This is a genomic window from Shewanella sp. FJAT-51649 (assembly GCF_019457435.1).
Lineage (GTDB): Bacteria > Pseudomonadota > Gammaproteobacteria > Enterobacterales > Shewanellaceae > Shewanella > Shewanella mangrovisoli.
The window spans coordinates 4,782,977-4,802,557 of sequence record NZ_CP080411.1; the positions used below are offsets into that span (position 1 = coordinate 4,782,977).

Here is a 19,581-nt window from a genome sequence, read left to right on the forward strand (position 1 = left end):
AGAGTCAATTTGCCGTGGCTGAAATACCGTATCTGTGGCATGCTTACCGCCATCTAAGTCATCGATAAACGAACATTACTTATGCCGACCATAGCCAATAACCCACTTGTCCTTGTGGATGGATCTTCTTATTTATACCGCGCCTATTATGCGCCTCCTCACCTGACAAACTCAAAGGGCGAAGCTACTGGTGCTGTTTATGGCGTAGTGAATATGCTCCGCAGCTTATTAAGCCGTTATCAACCTAGCCATATTGCAGTGGTGTTCGACGCTAAAGGCAAAACCTTCCGCAATGACTTATATGAAGAATACAAAGCACATCGCCCGCCGATGCCGGATGACCTGCGCTCACAAATTGAACCCCTGCACCGTATTATCCGCGCCTTGGGCTTGCCCTTAATCTCTATTCCGGGTGTTGAAGCGGACGATGTTATCGGCACTATCGCTCGCCAAGCGAGCCGCGAAAACCGCGCCGTACTGATCAGCACTGGCGATAAAGATATGGCGCAGCTGGTTGATGAAAATATCACGCTGATCAACACCATGACAGATACCATCATGGGCCCTGAAGAGGTTGCGGCTAAATATGGTGTTGGCCCAGACAGAATTATCGATTTCTTGGCGTTGATGGGCGATAAGGCAGATAACATTCCCGGTTTACCCGGTGTAGGCGAAAAAACCGCATTAGCCATGCTCACAGGGGCGGGTAGTGTCGCCAATTTGCTTGCAGAACCCGAAAAAGTCACCGAATTAGGCTTTAGGGGTGCAAAAACCATGGCGGCGAAGATCATCGACAATGCCGACATGCTAAAGCTGTCCTACGAGCTGGCCACCATTAAAACCGATGTAGAGCTCGAACAGGATTGGCACGAACTCGAAGCCAAACCCGCAGATAGAGATGAGCTGATCAAATGCTACGGCGAAATGGAATTTAAACGTTGGCTTGCCGAAGTCTTAGATAATAAGGCGCCAACGACGGTCGCAGCAAAAGTTGAAACGGCCGAAACCCAAGAAGAATCAACGCCTAGTGTCACGATTGAAACCCAATACGATACCATTCTGACCGAAGCTCAACTCGATGAGTGGATTGCCAAACTCAAACAGGCGCCATTAATGGCCGTAGATACCGAGACCACCAGCCTAGACTATATGGTTGCGGAATTGGTTGGCCTGTCCTTTGCTGTTGAAGCTGGTAAAGCCGCCTATCTACCCTTAGCCCACGATTATGTTGGCGCGCCCGCGCAATTAGATAAGCAGACAGCCCTCGAAAAGCTGCGTCCGATACTCGAAGACGCCAAGATCAAAAAAGTTGGTCAAAACCTGAAATATGACATCAGCGTATTGGCCAATGCCGGCATAAAACTCCAAGGCGTGGTATTCGATACTATGCTCGAATCCTATGTATTTAACTCGGTCGCATCACGCCATGATATGGATGGGTTGGCACTTAAATACCTAGGCCATAAAAATATCGCCTTCGAAGATATCGCGGGTAAAGGCGCTAAACAGCTGACTTTCAATCAAATTCCACTCGAAACAGCAGCGCCCTATGCGGCGGAAGATGCCGATATAACCCTACGCCTACATCAACACCTGTGGCCAAGACTCGAGAAAGAAACCGAATTAGCCTCGGTCTTTACCGATATTGAACTGCCGCTGATCCAAATCTTGTCCGATATTGAACGCCAAGGCGTGTTTATCGATAGTATGTTGCTCGGCCAACAGAGTGATGAACTGGCGCGTAAAATCGATGAGTTAGAAACAAAAGCTTATGATATTGCTGGTGAAAAATTCAATTTAAGCTCACCAAAGCAACTGCAAGTGCTGTTTTTTGAAAAGCTGGGCTATCCAGTCATCAAAAAGACTCCTAAGGGCGCACCGTCTACCGCGGAAGAAGTGCTGGTCGAGTTGGCACTGGATTTCCCCCTGCCCAAAGTGATCCTTGAGCATCGCAGCCTGACCAAGTTAAAGAGTACTTACACCGACAAGCTCCCCTTAATGGTGAATGCGAAAACGGGTCGGGTACATACAAGCTACCATCAGGCCAACGCCGCAACAGGGCGTTTATCCTCGAGCGAACCTAATCTACAGAATATTCCAATCCGCACAGAGGAAGGTCGCCGTATTCGCCAAGCCTTTATTGCGCCTCAAGGACGTAAGATTTTAGCCGCCGACTATTCACAGATTGAACTAAGGATCATGGCGCATTTATCCCAAGATGCAGGCTTACTCAAAGCCTTCGCCGAAGGTAAAGACATTCACAGAGCCACCGCCGCCGAAGTATTTGGCACCGACTTTGACAGCGTAACCTCGGAGCAGCGTCGCCGCGCCAAAGCCGTTAACTTTGGCCTTATCTACGGCATGTCGGCCTTTGGATTGGCGCGTCAGCTCGACATTCCCCGTAATGAAGCGCAAACCTACATCGACACTTACTTCGCCCGCTATCCAGGCGTATTAAGGTATATGGAAGAAACGCGAGCCAGTGCAGCAGAGCTTGGCTATGTCTCAACGCTATTTGGTCGCCGTTTGTATTTACCCGAAATTCGCGATCGTAATGCAATGCGCCGCCAAGCAGCAGAAAGAGCCGCGATTAACGCCCCAATGCAAGGCACCGCCGCAGATATCATAAAAAAAGCCATGATCAGCATTGCCGATTGGATAAAAACCAATACCCAAGGTGAAATCGCCATGATTATGCAAGTCCACGACGAATTAGTGTTCGAAGTCGATGCCGATAAAGCCGAAGCACTCAAGCTCAAGGTGTGTGAGCTCATGGCCAAAGCGGCCAATCTGGACGTGGAACTTCTGGCGGAAGCCGGTATTGGTGATAACTGGGATCAAGCCCACTAGCATTCAAACTCTAGACTTTAGCTTCTAACATTGAGTTTTACCCAAACAAGGCTCGTCCGTTATCGGATGAGCCTTTATATTTGGTGCGACTTTTAGGCACCGCTAAACTCGACGTTGCAAAGAACAACATAACGAGAAGTTGCTTACGCAGGCGAAAACCTTAATGGCTAAGCCGCCTCAAGAGCGGGAAACAGCATTTGACTCTCCGTACAATGCTCTCAGTCACCAAATGCAATCCTCCACCTCAATTCTCGATGCTTCAACGCCGCCATAACTACAACCTTCTATCCGCGTGACAATCCACGCAAGCCTAAACAATCGTTCGCTGATGGATACAACCAAGAACAATCACCAAAATAGAGTAAAAACATTAAATCTGAAAAATTGATCAATTCTGTACTAAAAATACGGTCAATTTAGCTAAATCAGTGACTTTAATGCCTTTTGTGAAAATATCAGATCAAACATAGCTGTTTTTTTCACCTAAAAGTTGAGATCTACCGCACACAATTATCACTTTTTCAAAAAAACTGTTTTCCATTTAAAGATAAATAGCGTATTATTCTCTGCGTAGGGTACAGAGGTTAAGATGTTCTATCTTTCAGACCTTTATTTCACTAATAGTGACGAGCCAAATTCTGGCGCCCCAGCAACTTGTTTGCTGGGGCTTTTTTTTGCTCTTTTTTCGGCCTAGGGATGATTTCAACAAAGGCGAGCAAATTTTAGAGTATTTACTTTAATAAAAGGTAAATTCGATGTATGCTGTCTTCATTGAGAACCATTGAAGGTAATTTGATGGTGCTTGAGTCTTGTTGAATTTAGCTTCTCCCCAAAAGAGCTAAAATTTTGGCCGGTGACTAATGTTATCGGCTATTTTTTTGCCCAAAATTTAAGGGGGGAGAAATAGATTGCTTTATAGGGAGATATCGCAGGGGAAGATGGCCGAATGCACTCGAGGCATCCGACCATAAAGCAAAAGACTTACTCGGCGTCGTCTTGGTTTTCTAACTCATCGGCCAACCATTGCGGATGACACCATTCATTTAAGATACTCAGCACTTTAGGTTTGCCCGTGCCCTTGAGCGCAGAAAAAGGCTCAACCTGAACCCAATCACCAAATTCAACCAGCGCTTTACGCACTTCGTTCACGGTTTTCATCTTCGCACTTTGCGCCAATTTATCGGACTTAGTCAGTAATGCGAGTACTGGAATTTCACTCGCAACCGCCCATTCGATCATCTGCATATCCAGATCTTTCAACGGATGACGAATATCCATCAATACCACAACGCCACTTAAGCACGCACGCTTCTGCAAATATTCGCCGAGGGATTGTTGCCATTTTAATTTCATCGCTAAAGGCACTTGGGCGAAACCATAACCCGGCAAATCGACTAATCGGCGCCGCGCATCGAGTTCAAATACGTTGATCAGCTGAGTGCGACCTGGCGTTTTACTGGTACGCGCTAAGTTTTTCTGCTCAGTTAATGCATTGAGTGCACTCGATTTTCCGGCATTGGAGCGACCAGCAAAAGCAATCTCAACACCAACGTCGCCGGGCAGATATTGATCCAAATGTGCAATGTCAGGTGCACTGATTAAAAACTTCGCCCTGCGAAAATCTATATGAGATTCAGTCACTATTTACTCCAATATATTTACTGCGCAATACCATAATTTATGAAGAATTGCTTACTTTTCCACGTTTTCGTGTAAAATATTACCCCGATCACATTAAACATATTTTACCACGCTTGCGGGTCACCCTAGTAAGCTCAGGATAATAATCTTAACCAGAAGTTGGAACGCCATGAAAAAGTTAGCTCTTGCGCTGTCTGTTGTAGTTGCCGCCATATCTTCACCTGCGATTGCTGAAGGTAATGCTGAAGCGGGAAAAACTAAAGTTATCGTTTGTTCTGCCTGTCACGGCATGGACGGTAACAGTATGATCGATATGTACCCTAAGCTTGCGGGCCAACACGCCACATACCTCCAAAAGCAACTACATGATTTCCGTAGTGCGGCGCAATCTGGCGGTAAAGATGGTCGTATGGATCCTATCATGAGTGGTATGGCAATGCCTCTAAGCGATCAAGATATTCTTGATATCAGCGCTTATTTCTCTAGCCAAGCAATCCAAGTTGCTGAGGCGAAAGATGTTCCTGAGCTAGGTTCAAAACTTTACAAAGGTGGCGATGTATCACGCGGCATCACAGCTTGTATGGCATGTCACGGTCCAGATGGTAAAGGTGCTGAGTCAGCAGGTTTCCCTGCATTAGCCGGTCAACACGCTAACTACATCAAGATCCAACTGACTAAGTTCCGTGATGCGGGTCGCCACAATGACCTCAACGGCATGATGCAAGATGTCGCGAAAAAGTTAAGCGACAGTGATATCGAAGCATTATCTAAATATATTGCTAGCCTGAAATAGGTTTTAGCGATGAAAAAGGGTGCATAGTCACCCTTTTTTATCGCCACAAAGTTTACGTTAACGTAAACTGATAAAGATTCATGCTTGACATAGATCACAGATTTGGGTTTAATAAGCCCCGTACCGAGATAAACCCATCTGTTTGTACAAATAAATTAATAATAACTTGCAGATTTCGGTATAATTAACATTCAAGATATAAGAATAAAGACTCTCAATAACAATAATATAACTAAGACCACTCTCTAATAATAATAAGAGCAGTGATTTCGCCTTGAAATCCCGGTCAGTACATTTTTGTAAGGGATGGCCGATAACGCCAATTTGCGATAAGCAAATCGCCTTACACTCAGGGTAACTTGCCCCATCAGGACACAGTTTGAATGATTCAATCTGTAGCAAAGGAAGCTAATAGCTTTGGATGCACTGGCTGGAAGCTTGTTATCACTGGAAGGTACTTCAAGCAACATGGATGGTTAACTTAACGTCATTGATGACGCTGTAATAAAGATGTGTCTTGAGACCATCTACGGAAACTGTGGTCTGGATGGCGACAGAAACTAATTAAGTGTCTGGAAGACCGATAACTAAAATGATGCAGGGAAAGCAGTAAAAAAAAGAAGGATACCGACCGGGAAAGTCGCATAGCAAGTAAGGATACTTGGAATCAGAATAGGGTGCAAAATGCACCGTTTGTAAGGCGGCAGTTTAACTGCCGCCTTTTTTCTTTGTGATAATCCACCAGCATACATCCAGCTCCGAAAGTGCACTTCCGCAATATAATTGTTACAATCAAGGCCTTAATACTTTTCTAGTTGACTCAATGCGCAGATGTCCCCTTTGTCATAGCACACAAACACTGTTGCTCCTTCAGGACAAGAAACGGTGTTTTTATGTTTGCCAGACATGCGGACTCACCTTTGCAGACGCAAATAGTCATCTTCCTCCCGCAGCAGAAAAACAACGTTATGGCAGTTCGCGGATTGCCGCCAAACAGCGCCAACTGTCGCAATTTATTTTACCGCTACTGACACAAATACAATTGCAGCAAAAAGGTAGCCTTACGGGCTTAAATTTTGGCCGCGTGTTAGATCAAACCAGTCTGGCGACCATTGAATCGGCGGGGCACACTTTCAAGCAGTATGATCCTTTCTTCGCGCCAGACCACGAAACGCTTAAGCAAGAGTATGATTTTATTTGCTGCTACCGAGTTTTTGAGCATTTTCAGCATCCCAGCAGAGAATGGAGTCTACTGACCCGTTTACTTAAATCGGGCGGCTGGTTAGCGATTAGCACTCCCTTATTAATTGATTTAGAAGGCTTTGCTAAATGGCATTATAAAAACAATCTCACTCACGTGAGTTTTTACCAAAGACAAACCTTTGAATACCTAGCGAGTAATAGCGATTTTGAACTATTATTTGCCGCGAAAGACCTCGTTTTGATGCAAAAAACATCATAATCTGGTATAACAGCCGACCGAATTTAGTACCGAGTCGACCCCGTATCGGCTAGGCCATACGTTGTAAACAATTGAGAAAATCATGTCTCGTAGCAAGAAAACACGCAAGGGCGGCGAGAATAGCCCTAAATTACAGCCAAGAGTGAAAAAGCAGGACCGTGCAGAAGTCACTGGCAAGCGCGCCGAAAAGGGCAACAAGTCTGGCAGTCGTCATAATGAAGCACTGATCCAAGCTCAAGCACCACAGAAAAAGGCTGCGCAGAGCAAAGATCCTCGCCATGGCAGCAAAAAGCCTGTGGCATTGGCCTTACCAACTGCAGCAGAAAAGCCTACCACACCAAAGGTTAAGCAACCCAAGCTAACCGACGAGCAAAAACTGCTGAAACTGGAAGAAGATCCAAGACTGAACCAGTTGCTCGATATGCTGGAAGAAGGCCGTAACCTAAGCAATGACGACCAGCAATGGTTAGATCAGCAGCTGAACAAGATTGAAGCCCTGATGATTAAATTGGGTATCAGCGATGAGCTAGAAGATGAAGCGCCAGCGAAAAAATCTAAAGTCGATTCAGATGATGACCTGTTCGATCGCTTTGAATCGGGTGCCGACCTGCTAAAAGATTATCAAGATAAGTTTTAAATCTTAGAATATGCATAAAAACAAAGCGCTCAGCCTTTGTTTTTATGCAGTCTAAACAAGGAGTTTACGTGTCAACCACTCTTATCCTGCTTGGTTTTATCATCATTGTTGCCCTCAGTAGTTACGCCACTTTCTTACTCCTCAAGCTCAAGCAACAGAAACAACGCCAACAGGCGCTCGCTGCCGAGCGTGAAGCGGCGGCTAACGCGAAGCGCGCCCAAGTACTAGAAGATATTCGTTATATCGCCACCGCCATGATTGACGACCGCTGCGAAATCTCTGAAGGTGTGGTGAGAATTGGCCGTTTATTTGAAATTTTATCCTTAAGCGAGCGGGTTGCGCCTGAGTTCCCGGCATTCTTCCAACACTTTGAGCTGATTAAAGACCACCCGATAATGGAAGCTCGCCAAGCCCTACCGAAGCAAGAACGCATGAAGCTCGATTTTGTCCGCATGAAATCTGAAGCTGAACTGGCCGAAGGCATTACCGCCGATGCCAAAAAGCTCTCCAGTTATCAGTTAAAAGCCCCACATTAAGCCGATAACGTTAGCCTCAAGGCCAAAGCCTTGGCTTTGAGGCACAATCGCTCCCGCATTTCTTTTCCCACACAGAGTACGGCTTCACGTGAGCCTGTGCACAAAACCTCCAAAAAACAACAGACATTGGCTCCTTTTTCATAGATATTGCGTAACTTCTAAAAGGACAGACATCATTTTTACAACCTAGATCAAGGTTATTTGGCTAAGAACCTTGCATACTTCGCTTGTTGCTAATTTACCCTCGGAGGACACGCCTTGAAGCAGCCCACTCAAATAAGCTGGGATCAGTCGATGATCGAAAAATATAACTACAGCGGTCCCCGTTACACTTCATACCCAACGGCGCTGGAGTTCGATGATTCATTCACTGAACAAAACCTGTTAACGGCGATTGAAAACAGTAAGAGTGACAAACTGTCGCTGTATATTCATATCCCCTTCTGCGCCAAACTTTGCTACTACTGTGGCTGTAATAAAGTTATCACTCGCCACGCCCACAAGGCCGATCAATATATCGAGTATTTGAGCCACGAAATTATCAAGCGTGCTCCGCTGTTTAAGCACTACACTGTCACCCAAATGCATTGGGGCGGCGGCACGCCAACCTTCTTAAATCCTGAGCAAATTCTGAAGTTAACCGACTTAATCAAGGCTAACTTTAACTTTGCCGCAGAAGGTGAGTTCTCTATCGAAGTTGACCCGCGTGAGATTGAGCTTTCAATGCTCGATACCTTAAAAGAAGCGGGCTTTAACCGCATTTCTATCGGGGTGCAGGACTTCAATAAAGAAGTACAAGTCGCGGTTAACCGTGAGCAGGACGAGCAATTTATTTTCGATTTAATGGCCAAAGCCAAGGCCATGGGATTTGTCTCAACTAATATCGACTTAATTTACGGTCTGCCACATCAGACACCCGAAACATTCGCCGCCACCATGCAGCGCGTGTTAGACCTGTCGCCCGATCGTCTATCTGTGTTCAACTATGCCCACTTACCCGCACGTTTTGCCGCGCAGCGTAAGATTAAAGATGAACACTTACCTTCGCCGAAACAAAAACTCGAGATGTTGCATCAAACAATCGAGACCTTAACTGGCGCAGGTTATCAGTACATTGGCATGGACCACTTCGCTAAGCCTGACGATGAGCTGGCTAAGTTACAACGCGAAGGCAAACTGCATCGCAACTTCCAGGGTTATACCACCCAAGAAGAATGCGACCTACTAGGTCTGGGCGTGTCTTCAATCAGCCAAATCGGCGATTGTTATGCGCAAAACCAAAAGGATATTCGTCCTTACTACGAAGCCATCGACAAAGACGGACATGCACTGTGGAAAGGTTGTAGTCTGAACCGTGACGACGAAATCCGCCGTGTAGTGATCAAACAACTGATCTGCCACTTCGATTTAGATATGGCAAAAATGGACGAAAAACTGGGTATTAAGTTTGAGGAATACTTCGCCGAAGACTTAAAACTGCTGCAAACCTTTATCGACGATAAGTTAGTCGACGTCACCGACAGAAAGATCACCATCAGCCCCACAGGCCGTCTGTTGATCCGCAATATCTGTATGTGCTTCGACCTTTACTACCGTCAAAAAGCACGTCAACAACAGTTCTCCCGTGTGATCTAACACTGACGCATCTCCAATAAAAAATCCGACTCAAATGTCGGATTTTTTTATTGGGAAATAAAGCTACTTACTTAAGCTTTAGCCGCATACAGCGCCTTGCGCTCACTCTCGGATAAAAACGCCATTTCCACCCCATTGCGTTGCACCTGAGCCAGCTCTGCATCGCTTAGTCCCAGTTCAGACTTGGCAATGCGGTATTCATGCTTGATATCAATCGCACTCACACCTGGATCATCGGTGTTCAGGCTTATCAACACACCGGCATCCATAAAGGTTCTGAAGGGATGTTCAGCATAGGAAGACACAGTCGATGTGTGCAGGTTGCTGGTTGGGCAAGATTCGATACCGATACGGTGTTTAGCGAGATATTCCATCAGCTTAGGATCGTGAATCGCATTCACGCCATGGCCAATACGTGTCGCCCCCAGCTCCTGAATCGCTTGCCACATACTTTGTGAACCCGCCGCTTCCCCCGCATGGGCGGTAATGGCTAAGCCCGCGTCTCGCACTCGCTTAAAGTGCTCGTTAAACAATTCGCCAGGGAAGCCAAGCTCATCGCCGGCTAAATCCATCGCGACTAAATGTTGTTTATGGGCGAGTAAGCCTTCGAGCTCCTGAGTACAAGCAGCTTGGCCGAATGAGCGCGACATAATCCCGATAAGATTGATTTTAACTTGGTAATCTTTCAGGCCCGCTTTCACCCCATCGATAACCGCTTCAACCACACCTTCAATCGGTAGCTTATGGTTCATCGCCATGTAATATGGGCTAAAACGCAGCTCCGCATAATCGAGGCCAGATAACGCCGCATCCGCCACGTTTTCATAGGCGACACGTTTTACCGCATCTAAATCAGCGAGAACCGCCACCATCCAGTCAAGCTTCTTCAAGAAGGCGACTAAGCTGGTTTCTTTCCCCTGAATTTGTACAAATGGCGCGAGAGTCTCTAAAGAATCGGCAGGCAAAGCAATGCCGTGTTGGTGTCCGAGTTCCCAAATGGTGTTCACTCGCACGTTACCATCTAAGTGACGATGCAAATCCACCAATGGAATGGATGTATTGATCATAATTAACCCCTATGTGAACTACCCAGCCAATGCTTTTGTTATTTGGTCTAGGGCGGACCCTAAGTTTAACACGCATTCTTTGGTGGCACTTAGCCAAGGGCGGGATTTAAATTCACATTCAGTCACAATTCTGCTTAATATGCATACAACAATCTGGGGTAAACCTCAGGCATAATGACTTCAATAACAACGAAAATATCCGAGATAAATCATGCATAAACTCTTTACCCCAAGCTTACTGATTTGCACCCTGAGTGCCTGTAGTGCGGTTCAGCCCCCAATCGAATCCACCAAACAAACAACGGTAGCCGTTGCGCAGTCCACGGCCAAGACTATGGCACCCGCACTGCAAGCGATTGTGGATCAAAGTTGGCAACTCCAACTCAGTGCCAGCCCTGAAATGGCCTATGGAATGGGGGACAAGAGTGCTGCGGGTAAACTGCAAGATCTGTCCCCAGAAGCCTTAGCCAAGCTCAATCAGGGACAAATTGCCATTCTGGCCCAATTGAAAGCACTGGATCGCAACAAGCTGAGTAAAGAGGATAAAATCAACGCCCAAATCCTCGAAGATCAGATCCAAAATGAGGTCGACCTGTATAAATACAAGGATTACTACCTGCCAATCACTGCAGAGAGTGGCTTCCACGCCTATATATCTTCGATTGCACAAGGGCGGTTCAATACCCTAGAGGATTACCAAAACTACCTAGGTAAGCTCAAGGCGCTACCGACCTATTTTGCCCAGCAAACCCATTGGTTAAAACAAGGCTTAAAGGAAGGGATTACACCGCCTAAAGCCACGCTCAAGGGATTTGAAAACAGCATTAGTGCCTACATCTTACCGGTAGAGAAGAGCAGTTATTTCAAGCCTTTTACTCAGTACCCTAGCCACTTTACCGAGGCACAAAAAGCACAGCTCACCCAAGAAGGCCGAGCATCAGTCGAACAGAATGTGCTCCCGACCTATCAGGCTTTCTATGATTTTATGACTCAGGAGTATATGCCCAACACTCGGGAAAATATTGCCGCCAACAGCTTACCCGATGGTGATGCCTTCTATGAGAACCGCGTTCGCTACTACACGACCTTAAATATGACCTCGGCCGAAGTGCACGAGCTGGGTTTAAAGGAAGTAAAACGTATCCGCCAGGAAATGGAGCAAGTCATTAAGTCTGTTGGCTTTAAAGGCAGCTTTGCCGACTTTTTACATTTCTTGAGAACCGATCCCCAGTTTTATACTACTAGTGCGGATCAGCTCCTGAAAGAAGCGGCATTTATTGCCAAAAAAGCCGATGCCATGTTGCCCAAATATTTTGGTAAATTGCCACGCAAACCCTATGGTATTGCAGCAGTGCCGGCCGAAATCGCCCCCAAATACACCTCAGGCCGTTATTCAGGCTCTAATCGTGACGACGAGCCGGGTTACTACTGGGTCAATACCTACGCCTTAGATAAGCGTCCGCTCTATGAACTCGAAGCACTCACGCTGCACGAAGCCGTGCCCGGGCATCATCTGCAGATTTCACTAAACTCCGAACTGAGCTCGTTGCCTGATTTTCGTCGCTACAGCTATATTTCGGCCTTTGGTGAAGGTTGGGGATTGTATAGCGAATACTTAGGATTAGAAGCGGGATTCTATCAAGATCCTTACAGTAATTTTGGGCGCCTAACCTATGAGATGTGGCGCGCCGCACGCCTCGTTGTCGATACGGGGATGCACGCCCAAGGCTGGAGTCAAGAACAAGCCATCGAGTTTATGGCGAGCAACACGGCGTTATCGCTCCACAATGTGACGACTGAGATTGACCGTTACATTACCTGGCCAGGGCAAGCACTCTCCTACAAGATTGGTGAGCTCACCATTAAACGCCTGCGCGCGAAAGCCGAGCAAGCCTTAGGCGATAAATTTGATATTCGCGCCTTCCACGACGCGGCATTAGAAAATGGTTCTGTGCCAATGTCGGTGCTGGAGCAGCAAATAAACGACTTTATCGAAGCGCAAAAAGCCTCGATTTAAGCTCATCCAAGGGAGCGGGTATTTTCCTGCTCCCTTTCCTGCCCGCCCCAGTTCTCTGATACACTCTAGCAAACCTTTTTGCCCGAGATGTGCGACAGAGTATGAGCCAAACGCCCCTAAACTTTCCAAGGGAAGAGTTTTCCAAGGTAGCCTTTTCAACGGAACACGATTTAAATACTTCTGAACAGCAAGCCTTCTGGCAGACCGTTGTCCAAGACACACTCAAAACGCCCGATGGATTAACTTTGGCCTATATGATGGTCAAGCACCCGAAGGCCCATGCCAGCATAGTTATCAGCAGCGGCCGGGTTGAATCCTACTTAAAGTATCAAGAATTGGTATTTGACCTGTATCAGCAAGGCTATTCGGTATTTGCTATCGATCACCGCGGCCAGGGATTATCGAGCCGCATGACGGCCAATCCCCATCAAGGCCACGTGCGGCGGTTCAACGACTATATCGACGACTTTGCCCTGTTTATGCAAACCGTTGTACTCAAACATGCCACTTCGCCATTATTCTTGCTCGGGCATTCTATGGGCGGCGCCATCGGTACCTTGTATCTAAAACAACATCCAGATGTGTTTACGGCGGCGGCATTCTCAGCCCCCATGTATGGCATTAAGTTACCTATGCCAAAAGGGTTTGTCCGTTGGCTTGCGAGTAAGCTCGATGCCAGCCTCAATGGTGGAGAACCTAACTACGTGCTCAGCGGGCAAAACTATAAGGCCGCTCCTTTTAAGGGCAATGATCTCACCCACTGCCAGAGCCGTTATCAAGCCTATAGAGAGTTGTACGATGCGGCGCCAAAGCTGCAATTAGGCTCACCGACTAACCGCTGGTTGACTGAATCCTTAGATGCGGCCGATGCCTGTGTCTTGGCCACGGCACATATCCGTACGCCCATTCTGATCCTGCAAGCCAGTGAGGATAAGATTGTCGACAATGCCGCACAAAATCTGGCGGTAAGCTCAAATTGCCAATTAAAAGTGATTGCAGGGGCTGCCCATGAGATTTTTATGGAGAAAGATAGCTACCGTAATCAAGCGCTGAATTACGCACTCGACTTTTTTAAACGCTACGCAACAAGGGACGTGGACAAACAAGCTGTTTAAAGTCATTAACACTTAAGGCGCGGGCAATATTGTAGCCTTGGAAGTGAGTACAGCCTAAGCGGCTAAATAGCTGCTGTTGCTGTGGTGATTCGACACCTTTGGCCACAATAGGCAAGTTAAAGGGGTGTACCGACTGAATCAGCGCTTGGCTCCAGCTCGTATCAGTCGTTAAGTTAGCAGCACAATGTAAATCGAGCTTCACCTCACTCAAGAGATAGTGACGCAAGCAACTCAAGGCGCCCTGTCCCGCACCAAAGTTATCTAGGGTTATTGCCACCCCAGCTTCTGCGAGCAGACTGATCCTCGGTTGAACAAAGGAGGCTGATGTTAGTAATGCACTCTCGGTTAACTCAATACCCAGCTGATTGTCATCCAGCTCGTAGCGACGGGTTAACGCAACTAATTGCTCGACAAAATCGGCTTGGCAGAAAGATAAGGTACTAATATTCAGAGTTAAACGTGGCAGGTTAATACCCTGTTGTTTCAATTGCTTAACCAACAGGCAAACGCGCGTAGCCACATTTAAATCGAGCGATGCTATCAAACCATGGCGCTCGGCTAAATCAATAAATTTAGCGACCGGGACAATTTCACCATCCGCTAAATGCCAGCGGGATAAAACCTCAGCCGACACTATCTTGCCTTGCATATCCACCACTGGCTGGAACATTAACGACAGCTGATTTTCGGCAATTGCACGCTCTAATCTGTTCAACAAAGACGACTCAGGATCCTGCGAGCGTTCTAAATCTGGGTGATAGAAAGCGCAACCTGCGTGTTCACTCGACTGAGCATGCTGCATCGCGAGCTCTGCACGTCGCACGGCGAGTTCTGGCACAAGCGTATCCACAGAATCTAATAAGCAAATCCCAATATTCGCATTTAAACGAAAATCATGTTCACCATAATGGAAGGGACGAGTGGCGATTTGTTTAAGCTCAGTAGCCAACGCCAAGGCTCGACGTCCGGCCATATTCGCATCGGCCGCCAACTCCTTAGCTAACAAGGCGAACCGGCCCAATTCGAGATGAGCAACGACAATATTTTCAGCAAAATAACTCGATAGCCTTGCACTTAATTGCGACAACAATCGCTCAAGCTCATGGGATGTAAGAGTGTCATTCGCCCCAAGGGTTTCGACATTGAGTAATAACAAAGCCCCCCAATGTCCCGCACTAGTTCGCTGATTAAGGTATTGGGATAACTGCGCCATAAAGGTTTCAGGGAGCATCTTAGGCCCTGCCACAGATTGCTTCACTAATTCGGCAATCGCAGCATGGTTTCGCTCACTCTCAGAGACATCGACATGAATACCGATCATCCGAGTCGGTCGACCAAGGTGGTCCCAGTCGACTAACATGCCACGGTCAAATACCCAAACATAATGCCCATCTCTATGTTGCAAGCGATGGACACTCTCAAATTCTTTAGTCTTGCCGCTGACATACTCTTGCAGGCAGTCCAACACGGCTTGCTTATCATCGGGATGCAAACGCGTTTCCCAGGTCTGGAACACTTCCTCTAGCTCGTCGGGTTGATAGCCAATCATTTCCTTCCAACGATCGGACAAAAACACTTCGCCAGAACGAATATTCCAATCCCAGATCCCATTGCGTGAACCTTCAACCGCAAACAACCAACGTTGCTCACTATCGTTAAGCTGCTTAACTGCACGCCCTAGATGTTCATGAACCTGCTGCAGTGTCGTTTGTAGAGACAAGACCTCGGAGGCACTCCAAGACACTTGAGTCGAAAACTCGGGAGTGCCTACATGCTTCGCCGATTCGCTTAACATCTTGAAAGGACGAATCAAGAGGTAATATAGAACGAAGGTAAAACCGATTAACAGCAGCGCCCCGAGCCCCCATACGCGCATAAATCGTTGTTGTAATTCGGTTGAAGCTTTAGCCACTAACGGCGCGAGATCAGACTCAAGATAGATAAGCTCGGTCGCTCCAGGATATTGAGCATCAACGGGATAATAGGCTTGAATCGATAATCGGTCTGGATTAATTGAAACACTCGCCTGTCCAGATTGCACCACGGCATGATGCCGAACCACATCGTAACCATCAATCACTTCAATGGCATTGCTATCACGCCAAACAGTATGATTTGCAAATCGAATCCGGCTATTCGCATCCAGCAAGATATAAACCATGACATTCATATCTAAAGTTGCCAGAGAGACTTCCTGCTCGATACGTTCAACATCTTGTAACGCTTGCGCCGACTGCACTATCGTTTGCATACGTAAAAGTTGCTGCTTTATCTGGTTCACCTGGCGATCGGCCAGTTCATTACGTACCAGCTCGCTCTCATAGAAATACTCAGCCGTAACCAACACTAAATAAAGTGCCAACATGCAGACAGGTATCAATACTGCGAGCGAGAGTTTGCGAAGCATGGGTAGCCAAATGTCTTTAATAAAAAGATGGACGCCCAGTATGCTAACGGGAAACCCGTTACTAAGCAAAAAGACTTAACATAAGTGGAGTTATTTTAGACTAAATACGCTAATCGATTGAAAGAACCGCTAGCGAGCGAAGCGATAAAGTGAAGAATAGAAAATAAGTTAATAAAATAGAAAACAAAAAAGCCAGCTTATTCAGCTGGCTTTCTGCTCTCTTCACGAGAAAATTAGGCGCTTGGCGATGACCTACTCTCACATGGGGAGACCCCACACTACCATCGGCGCGATTGCGTTTCACTTCTGAGTTCGGGATGGGATCAGGTGGGACCACAATGCTATTGTCACCAAGCAAATTTGTTATTTACTACCAGTCTTATCTCATGCAGGCAGTAAATTAAATTCGGAAAGCTGGTTTGAGTTGCACTTCTTAAGTGTTTGTATTCAAGCTAAGTACTCTTAGCAAAACCCATCTGGGTTGTATGGTTAAGCCTCTCGAGTCATTAGTATCAGTTAGCTCAACGCCTCACAACGCTTACACACCTGACCTATCAACGTCCTAGTCTCGAACGGCTCTTTAGTGGACTTATAGTCCAAGGGATGACTCATCTTGGGGCTCGCTTCCCGCTTAGATGCTTTCAGCGGTTATCGATTCCGAACATAGCTACCGGGCAATGCCATTGGCATGACAACCCGAACACCAGCGGTTCGTTCACTCCGGTCCTCTCGTACTAGGAGCAACTCCCCTCAATCATCCAACGCCCACGGCAGATAGGGACCGAACTGTCTCACGACGTTCTGAACCCAGCTCGCGTACCACTTTAAATGGCGAACAGCCATACCCTTGGGACCGACTTCAGCCCCAGGATGTGATGAGCCGACATCGAGGTGCCAAACACCGCCGTCGATATGAACTCTTGGGCGGTATCAGCCTGTTATCCCCGGAGTACCTTTTATCCGTTGAGCGATGGCCCTTCCATTCAGAACCACCGGATCACTATGACCTACTTTCGTACCTGCTCGACGTGTCTGTCTCGCAGTTAAGCTGGCTTATGCCATTGCACTAACCGTACGATGTCCGACCGTACTTAGCCAACCTTCGTGCTCCTCCGTTACTCTTTGGGAGGAGACCGCCCCAGTCAAACTACCCACCAGGCACTGTCCTTAACCCCGATTAGGGGCCCAAGTTAGAACATCAACACTACAAGGGTGGTATTTCAAGGACGACTCCATCAGAACTAGCGTTCCAACTTCAAAGTCTCCCACCTATCCTACACATGTAGGGTCAATGTTCAGTGCCAAGCTATAGTAAAGGTTCACGGGGTCTTTCCGTCTAGCCGCGGGTATACGGCATCTTCACCGCAATTTCAACTTCACTGAGTCTCGGCTGGAGACAGCGTGGCCATCATTACGCCATTCGTGCAGGTCGGAACTTACCCGACAAGGAATTTCGCTACCTTAGGACCGTTATAGTTACGGCCGCCGTTTACCGGGGCTTCGATCATGAGCTTCTCTTGCGATAACCCAATCAATTAACCTTCCGGCACCGGGCAGGCGTCACACCGTATACGTCATCTTGCGATTTTGCACAGTGCTGTGTTTTTGATAAACAGTTGCAGCCACCTGGTATCTGCGACTGCCGTCAGCTTAGGGAGCAAGTCCCATCACCAACAGCAGCGTACCTTCTCCCGAAGTTACGGTACCATTTTGCCTAGTTCCTTCAGCCGAGTTCTCTCAAGCGCCTTGGTATTCTCTACCCGACCACCTGTGTCGGTTTGGGGTACGATTCCCGCTAACCTGAAGCTTAGAAGATTTTCCTGGAAGCATGGCATCAACTACTTCATCCCCTTGGGGACTCGTCATCAGCTCTCAGTGTATAGTGACCCGGATTTGCCTAAGTCACCCACCTACCACCTTAAACGCGGACTACCAACGCCGCGCTAGCCTAGCCTTCTCCGTCTCTCCATCGCAGTTAGCGGAAGTACAGAAATATTAATCTGTTTCCCATCGACTACGCCTTTCGGCCTCGCCTTAGGGGTCGACTCACCCTGCCCCGATTAACGTTGGACAGGAACCCTTGGTCTTTCGGCGAGGGGGTTTTTCACCCCCTTTATCGTTACTCATGTCAGCATTCGCACTTCTGATACCTCCAGCGTGGGTTACCCCTTCACCTTCAACGGCTTACAGAACGCTCCTCTACCGCGCAACCCTAAAGGATTGCACCCGTAGCTTCGGTGGTATGTTTAGCCCCGTTACATCTTCCGCGCAGGCCGACTCGACTAGTGAGCTATTACGCTTTCTTTAAATGATGGCTGCTTCTAAGCCAACATCCTAGCTGTCTAAGCCTTCCCACATCGTTTCCCACTTAACATACACTTTGGGACCTTAGCTGACGGTCTGGGTTGTTTCCCTTTTGACGACGGACGTTAGCACCCGCCGTCTGTCTCCCGGATAGCACTCTTTGGTATTCGGAGTTTGCAAAGGGTTGGTAAGTCGGGATGACCCCCTAGCCTTAACAGTGCTCTACCCCCAAAGGTGTTCGTCCGAGGCGCTACCTAAATAGCTTTCGAGGAGAACCAGATATCTCCCGGTTTGATTGGCCTTTCACCCCCAGCCACAAGTCATCCGCTAATTTTTCAACATTAGTCGGTTCGGTCCTCCAGTTGATGTTACTCAACCTTCAACCTGCCCATGGCTAGATCACCGGGTTTCGGGTCTACGCCTTGCAACTAAACGCGCAGTTAACACTCGGTTTCCCTACGGCTCCGCTATTCGCTTAACCTCGCTACAAAACGTAAGTCGCTGACCCATTATACAAAAGGTACGCAGTCACGGTCTCAAGAACCGCTCCCACTGCTTGTACGTATACGGTTTCAGGTTCTATTTCACTCCCCTCACAGGGGTTCTTTTCGCCTTTCCCTCACGGTACTGGTTCACTATCGGTCAGTCAGGAGTATTTAGCCTTGGAGGATGGTCCCCCCATATTCAAACAGGATATCACGTGTCCCGCCTTACTCGTTTTCATCAAAGGTTAGTTTTCGTGTACGGGGCTATCACCCTGTGCCGCTGGACTTTCCAGACCATTCCACTAACACCCCTCTGACTTAAGGGCTAATCCCCGTTCGCTCGCCGCTACTAGGGGAATCTCGGTTGATTTCTTTTCCTAAGGGTACTTAGATGTTTCAGTTCCCCTCGTTTGCCTCGCAACGCTATGTATTCACGTTACGATAACAGCTTATGCTGCTGGGTTCCCCCATTCGGACATCGTTAGCTCAAATGCTTGTTACTAGCTCGCCAACGCTTTTCGCAAGTTACTACGTCCTTCATCGCCTCTGACTGCCAAGGCATCCACCGTATACGCTTAGTCGCTTAACCATACAACCCAAATGAGTTTCACTCACCTAGGTCGTTGCGACCA

Annotated in this window: 11 protein-coding genes and 2 rRNA genes; 8 read left to right on the forward strand and 5 right to left on the reverse strand. The window is 47.5% G+C overall.

Annotation, left to right across the window (positions count from 1 at the left end):
* Positions 1-81: 81 nt before the first annotated feature.
* Positions 82-2,850, forward strand: a complete 2,769-nt coding sequence (gene polA, locus K0H59_RS20950; RefSeq protein ID WP_088212759.1) for a DNA polymerase I — start codon at positions 82-84, stop codon at positions 2,848-2,850.
* A gap of 981 nt (positions 2,851-3,831) precedes the next feature.
* Here polA and yihA read toward each other — a convergent pair.
* A complete protein-coding gene (gene yihA / locus K0H59_RS20955; RefSeq protein ID WP_088212758.1) occupies positions 3,832-4,491 on the reverse strand; it encodes a ribosome biogenesis GTP-binding protein YihA/YsxC in 660 nt (219 codons plus the stop codon).
* A 169-nt stretch (positions 4,492-4,660) separates the two neighbouring features.
* Here yihA and K0H59_RS20960 point away from each other — a divergent pair, with 169 nt between their 5' ends.
* The 5 genes from K0H59_RS20960 to hemN all read left to right on the forward strand — a co-directional run bounded on the left by K0H59_RS20960 (position 4,661) and on the right by hemN (position 9,554).
* On the forward strand, positions 4,661-5,284 hold the full coding sequence (locus K0H59_RS20960) for a cytochrome c (RefSeq protein WP_088212757.1): 624 nt from the start codon (positions 4,661-4,663) through the stop codon (positions 5,282-5,284).
* An 823-nt stretch (positions 5,285-6,107) separates the two neighbouring features.
* On the forward strand, positions 6,108-6,746 hold the full coding sequence (locus tag K0H59_RS20965; RefSeq protein WP_220054282.1) for a class I SAM-dependent methyltransferase: 639 nt from the start codon (positions 6,108-6,110) through the stop codon (positions 6,744-6,746).
* Between the two features lie 82 nt (positions 6,747-6,828).
* Positions 6,829-7,383, forward strand: coding sequence for a Der GTPase-activating protein YihI (gene yihI / locus K0H59_RS20970; RefSeq protein ID WP_220054283.1), 555 nt, complete (start codon positions 6,829-6,831; stop codon positions 7,381-7,383).
* 68 nt (positions 7,384-7,451) lie between these two features.
* Complete coding sequence (locus tag K0H59_RS20975) at positions 7,452-7,919, forward strand: DUF2489 domain-containing protein (RefSeq protein WP_208660695.1); 468 nt, start codon at positions 7,452-7,454, stop codon at positions 7,917-7,919.
* Between the two features lie 258 nt (positions 7,920-8,177).
* Positions 8,178-9,554 carry an oxygen-independent coproporphyrinogen III oxidase gene (hemN, locus tag K0H59_RS20980; RefSeq protein WP_084796735.1) on the forward strand — a complete coding sequence of 459 codons (1,377 nt, stop codon included), beginning with the start codon at positions 8,178-8,180 and terminating at the stop codon, positions 9,552-9,554.
* Between the two features lie 71 nt (positions 9,555-9,625).
* Here hemN and add read toward each other — a convergent pair whose 3' ends face one another.
* Positions 9,626-10,621: an adenosine deaminase gene (gene add, locus K0H59_RS20985; protein ID WP_011718822.1), complete on the reverse strand. Its 996-nt coding sequence runs from the start codon at positions 10,619-10,621 to the stop codon at positions 9,626-9,628.
* A 211-nt stretch (positions 10,622-10,832) separates the two neighbouring features.
* Here add and K0H59_RS20990 point away from each other — a divergent pair, with 211 nt between their 5' ends.
* Entirely contained in the window at positions 10,833-12,638 is a 1,806-nt protein-coding gene (locus K0H59_RS20990; protein ID WP_220054284.1) for a DUF885 family protein, read from the forward strand.
* 101 nt (positions 12,639-12,739) lie between these two features.
* Positions 12,740-13,753, forward strand: coding sequence for an alpha/beta fold hydrolase (locus K0H59_RS20995; protein WP_011624635.1), 1,014 nt, complete (start codon positions 12,740-12,742; stop codon positions 13,751-13,753).
* Here K0H59_RS20995 and K0H59_RS21000 read toward each other — a convergent pair.
* The 3 genes from K0H59_RS21000 to K0H59_RS21010 form a co-directional block, all read right to left on the reverse strand.
* Complete coding sequence (locus K0H59_RS21000) at positions 13,710-16,160, reverse strand: EAL domain-containing protein (RefSeq protein WP_220054285.1); 2,451 nt, start codon at positions 16,158-16,160, stop codon at positions 13,710-13,712. The two genes, K0H59_RS20995 and K0H59_RS21000, sit on opposite strands and share 44 nt — an antisense overlap.
* Positions 16,161-16,399: 239 nt before the next feature.
* Positions 16,400-16,515: ribosomal RNA gene (rrf, locus tag K0H59_RS21005) — 5S ribosomal RNA — on the reverse strand.
* Between the two features lie 130 nt (positions 16,516-16,645).
* Positions 16,646-19,538, reverse strand: a 23S ribosomal RNA gene (locus K0H59_RS21010).
* Positions 19,539-19,581: the final 43 nt, after the last annotated feature.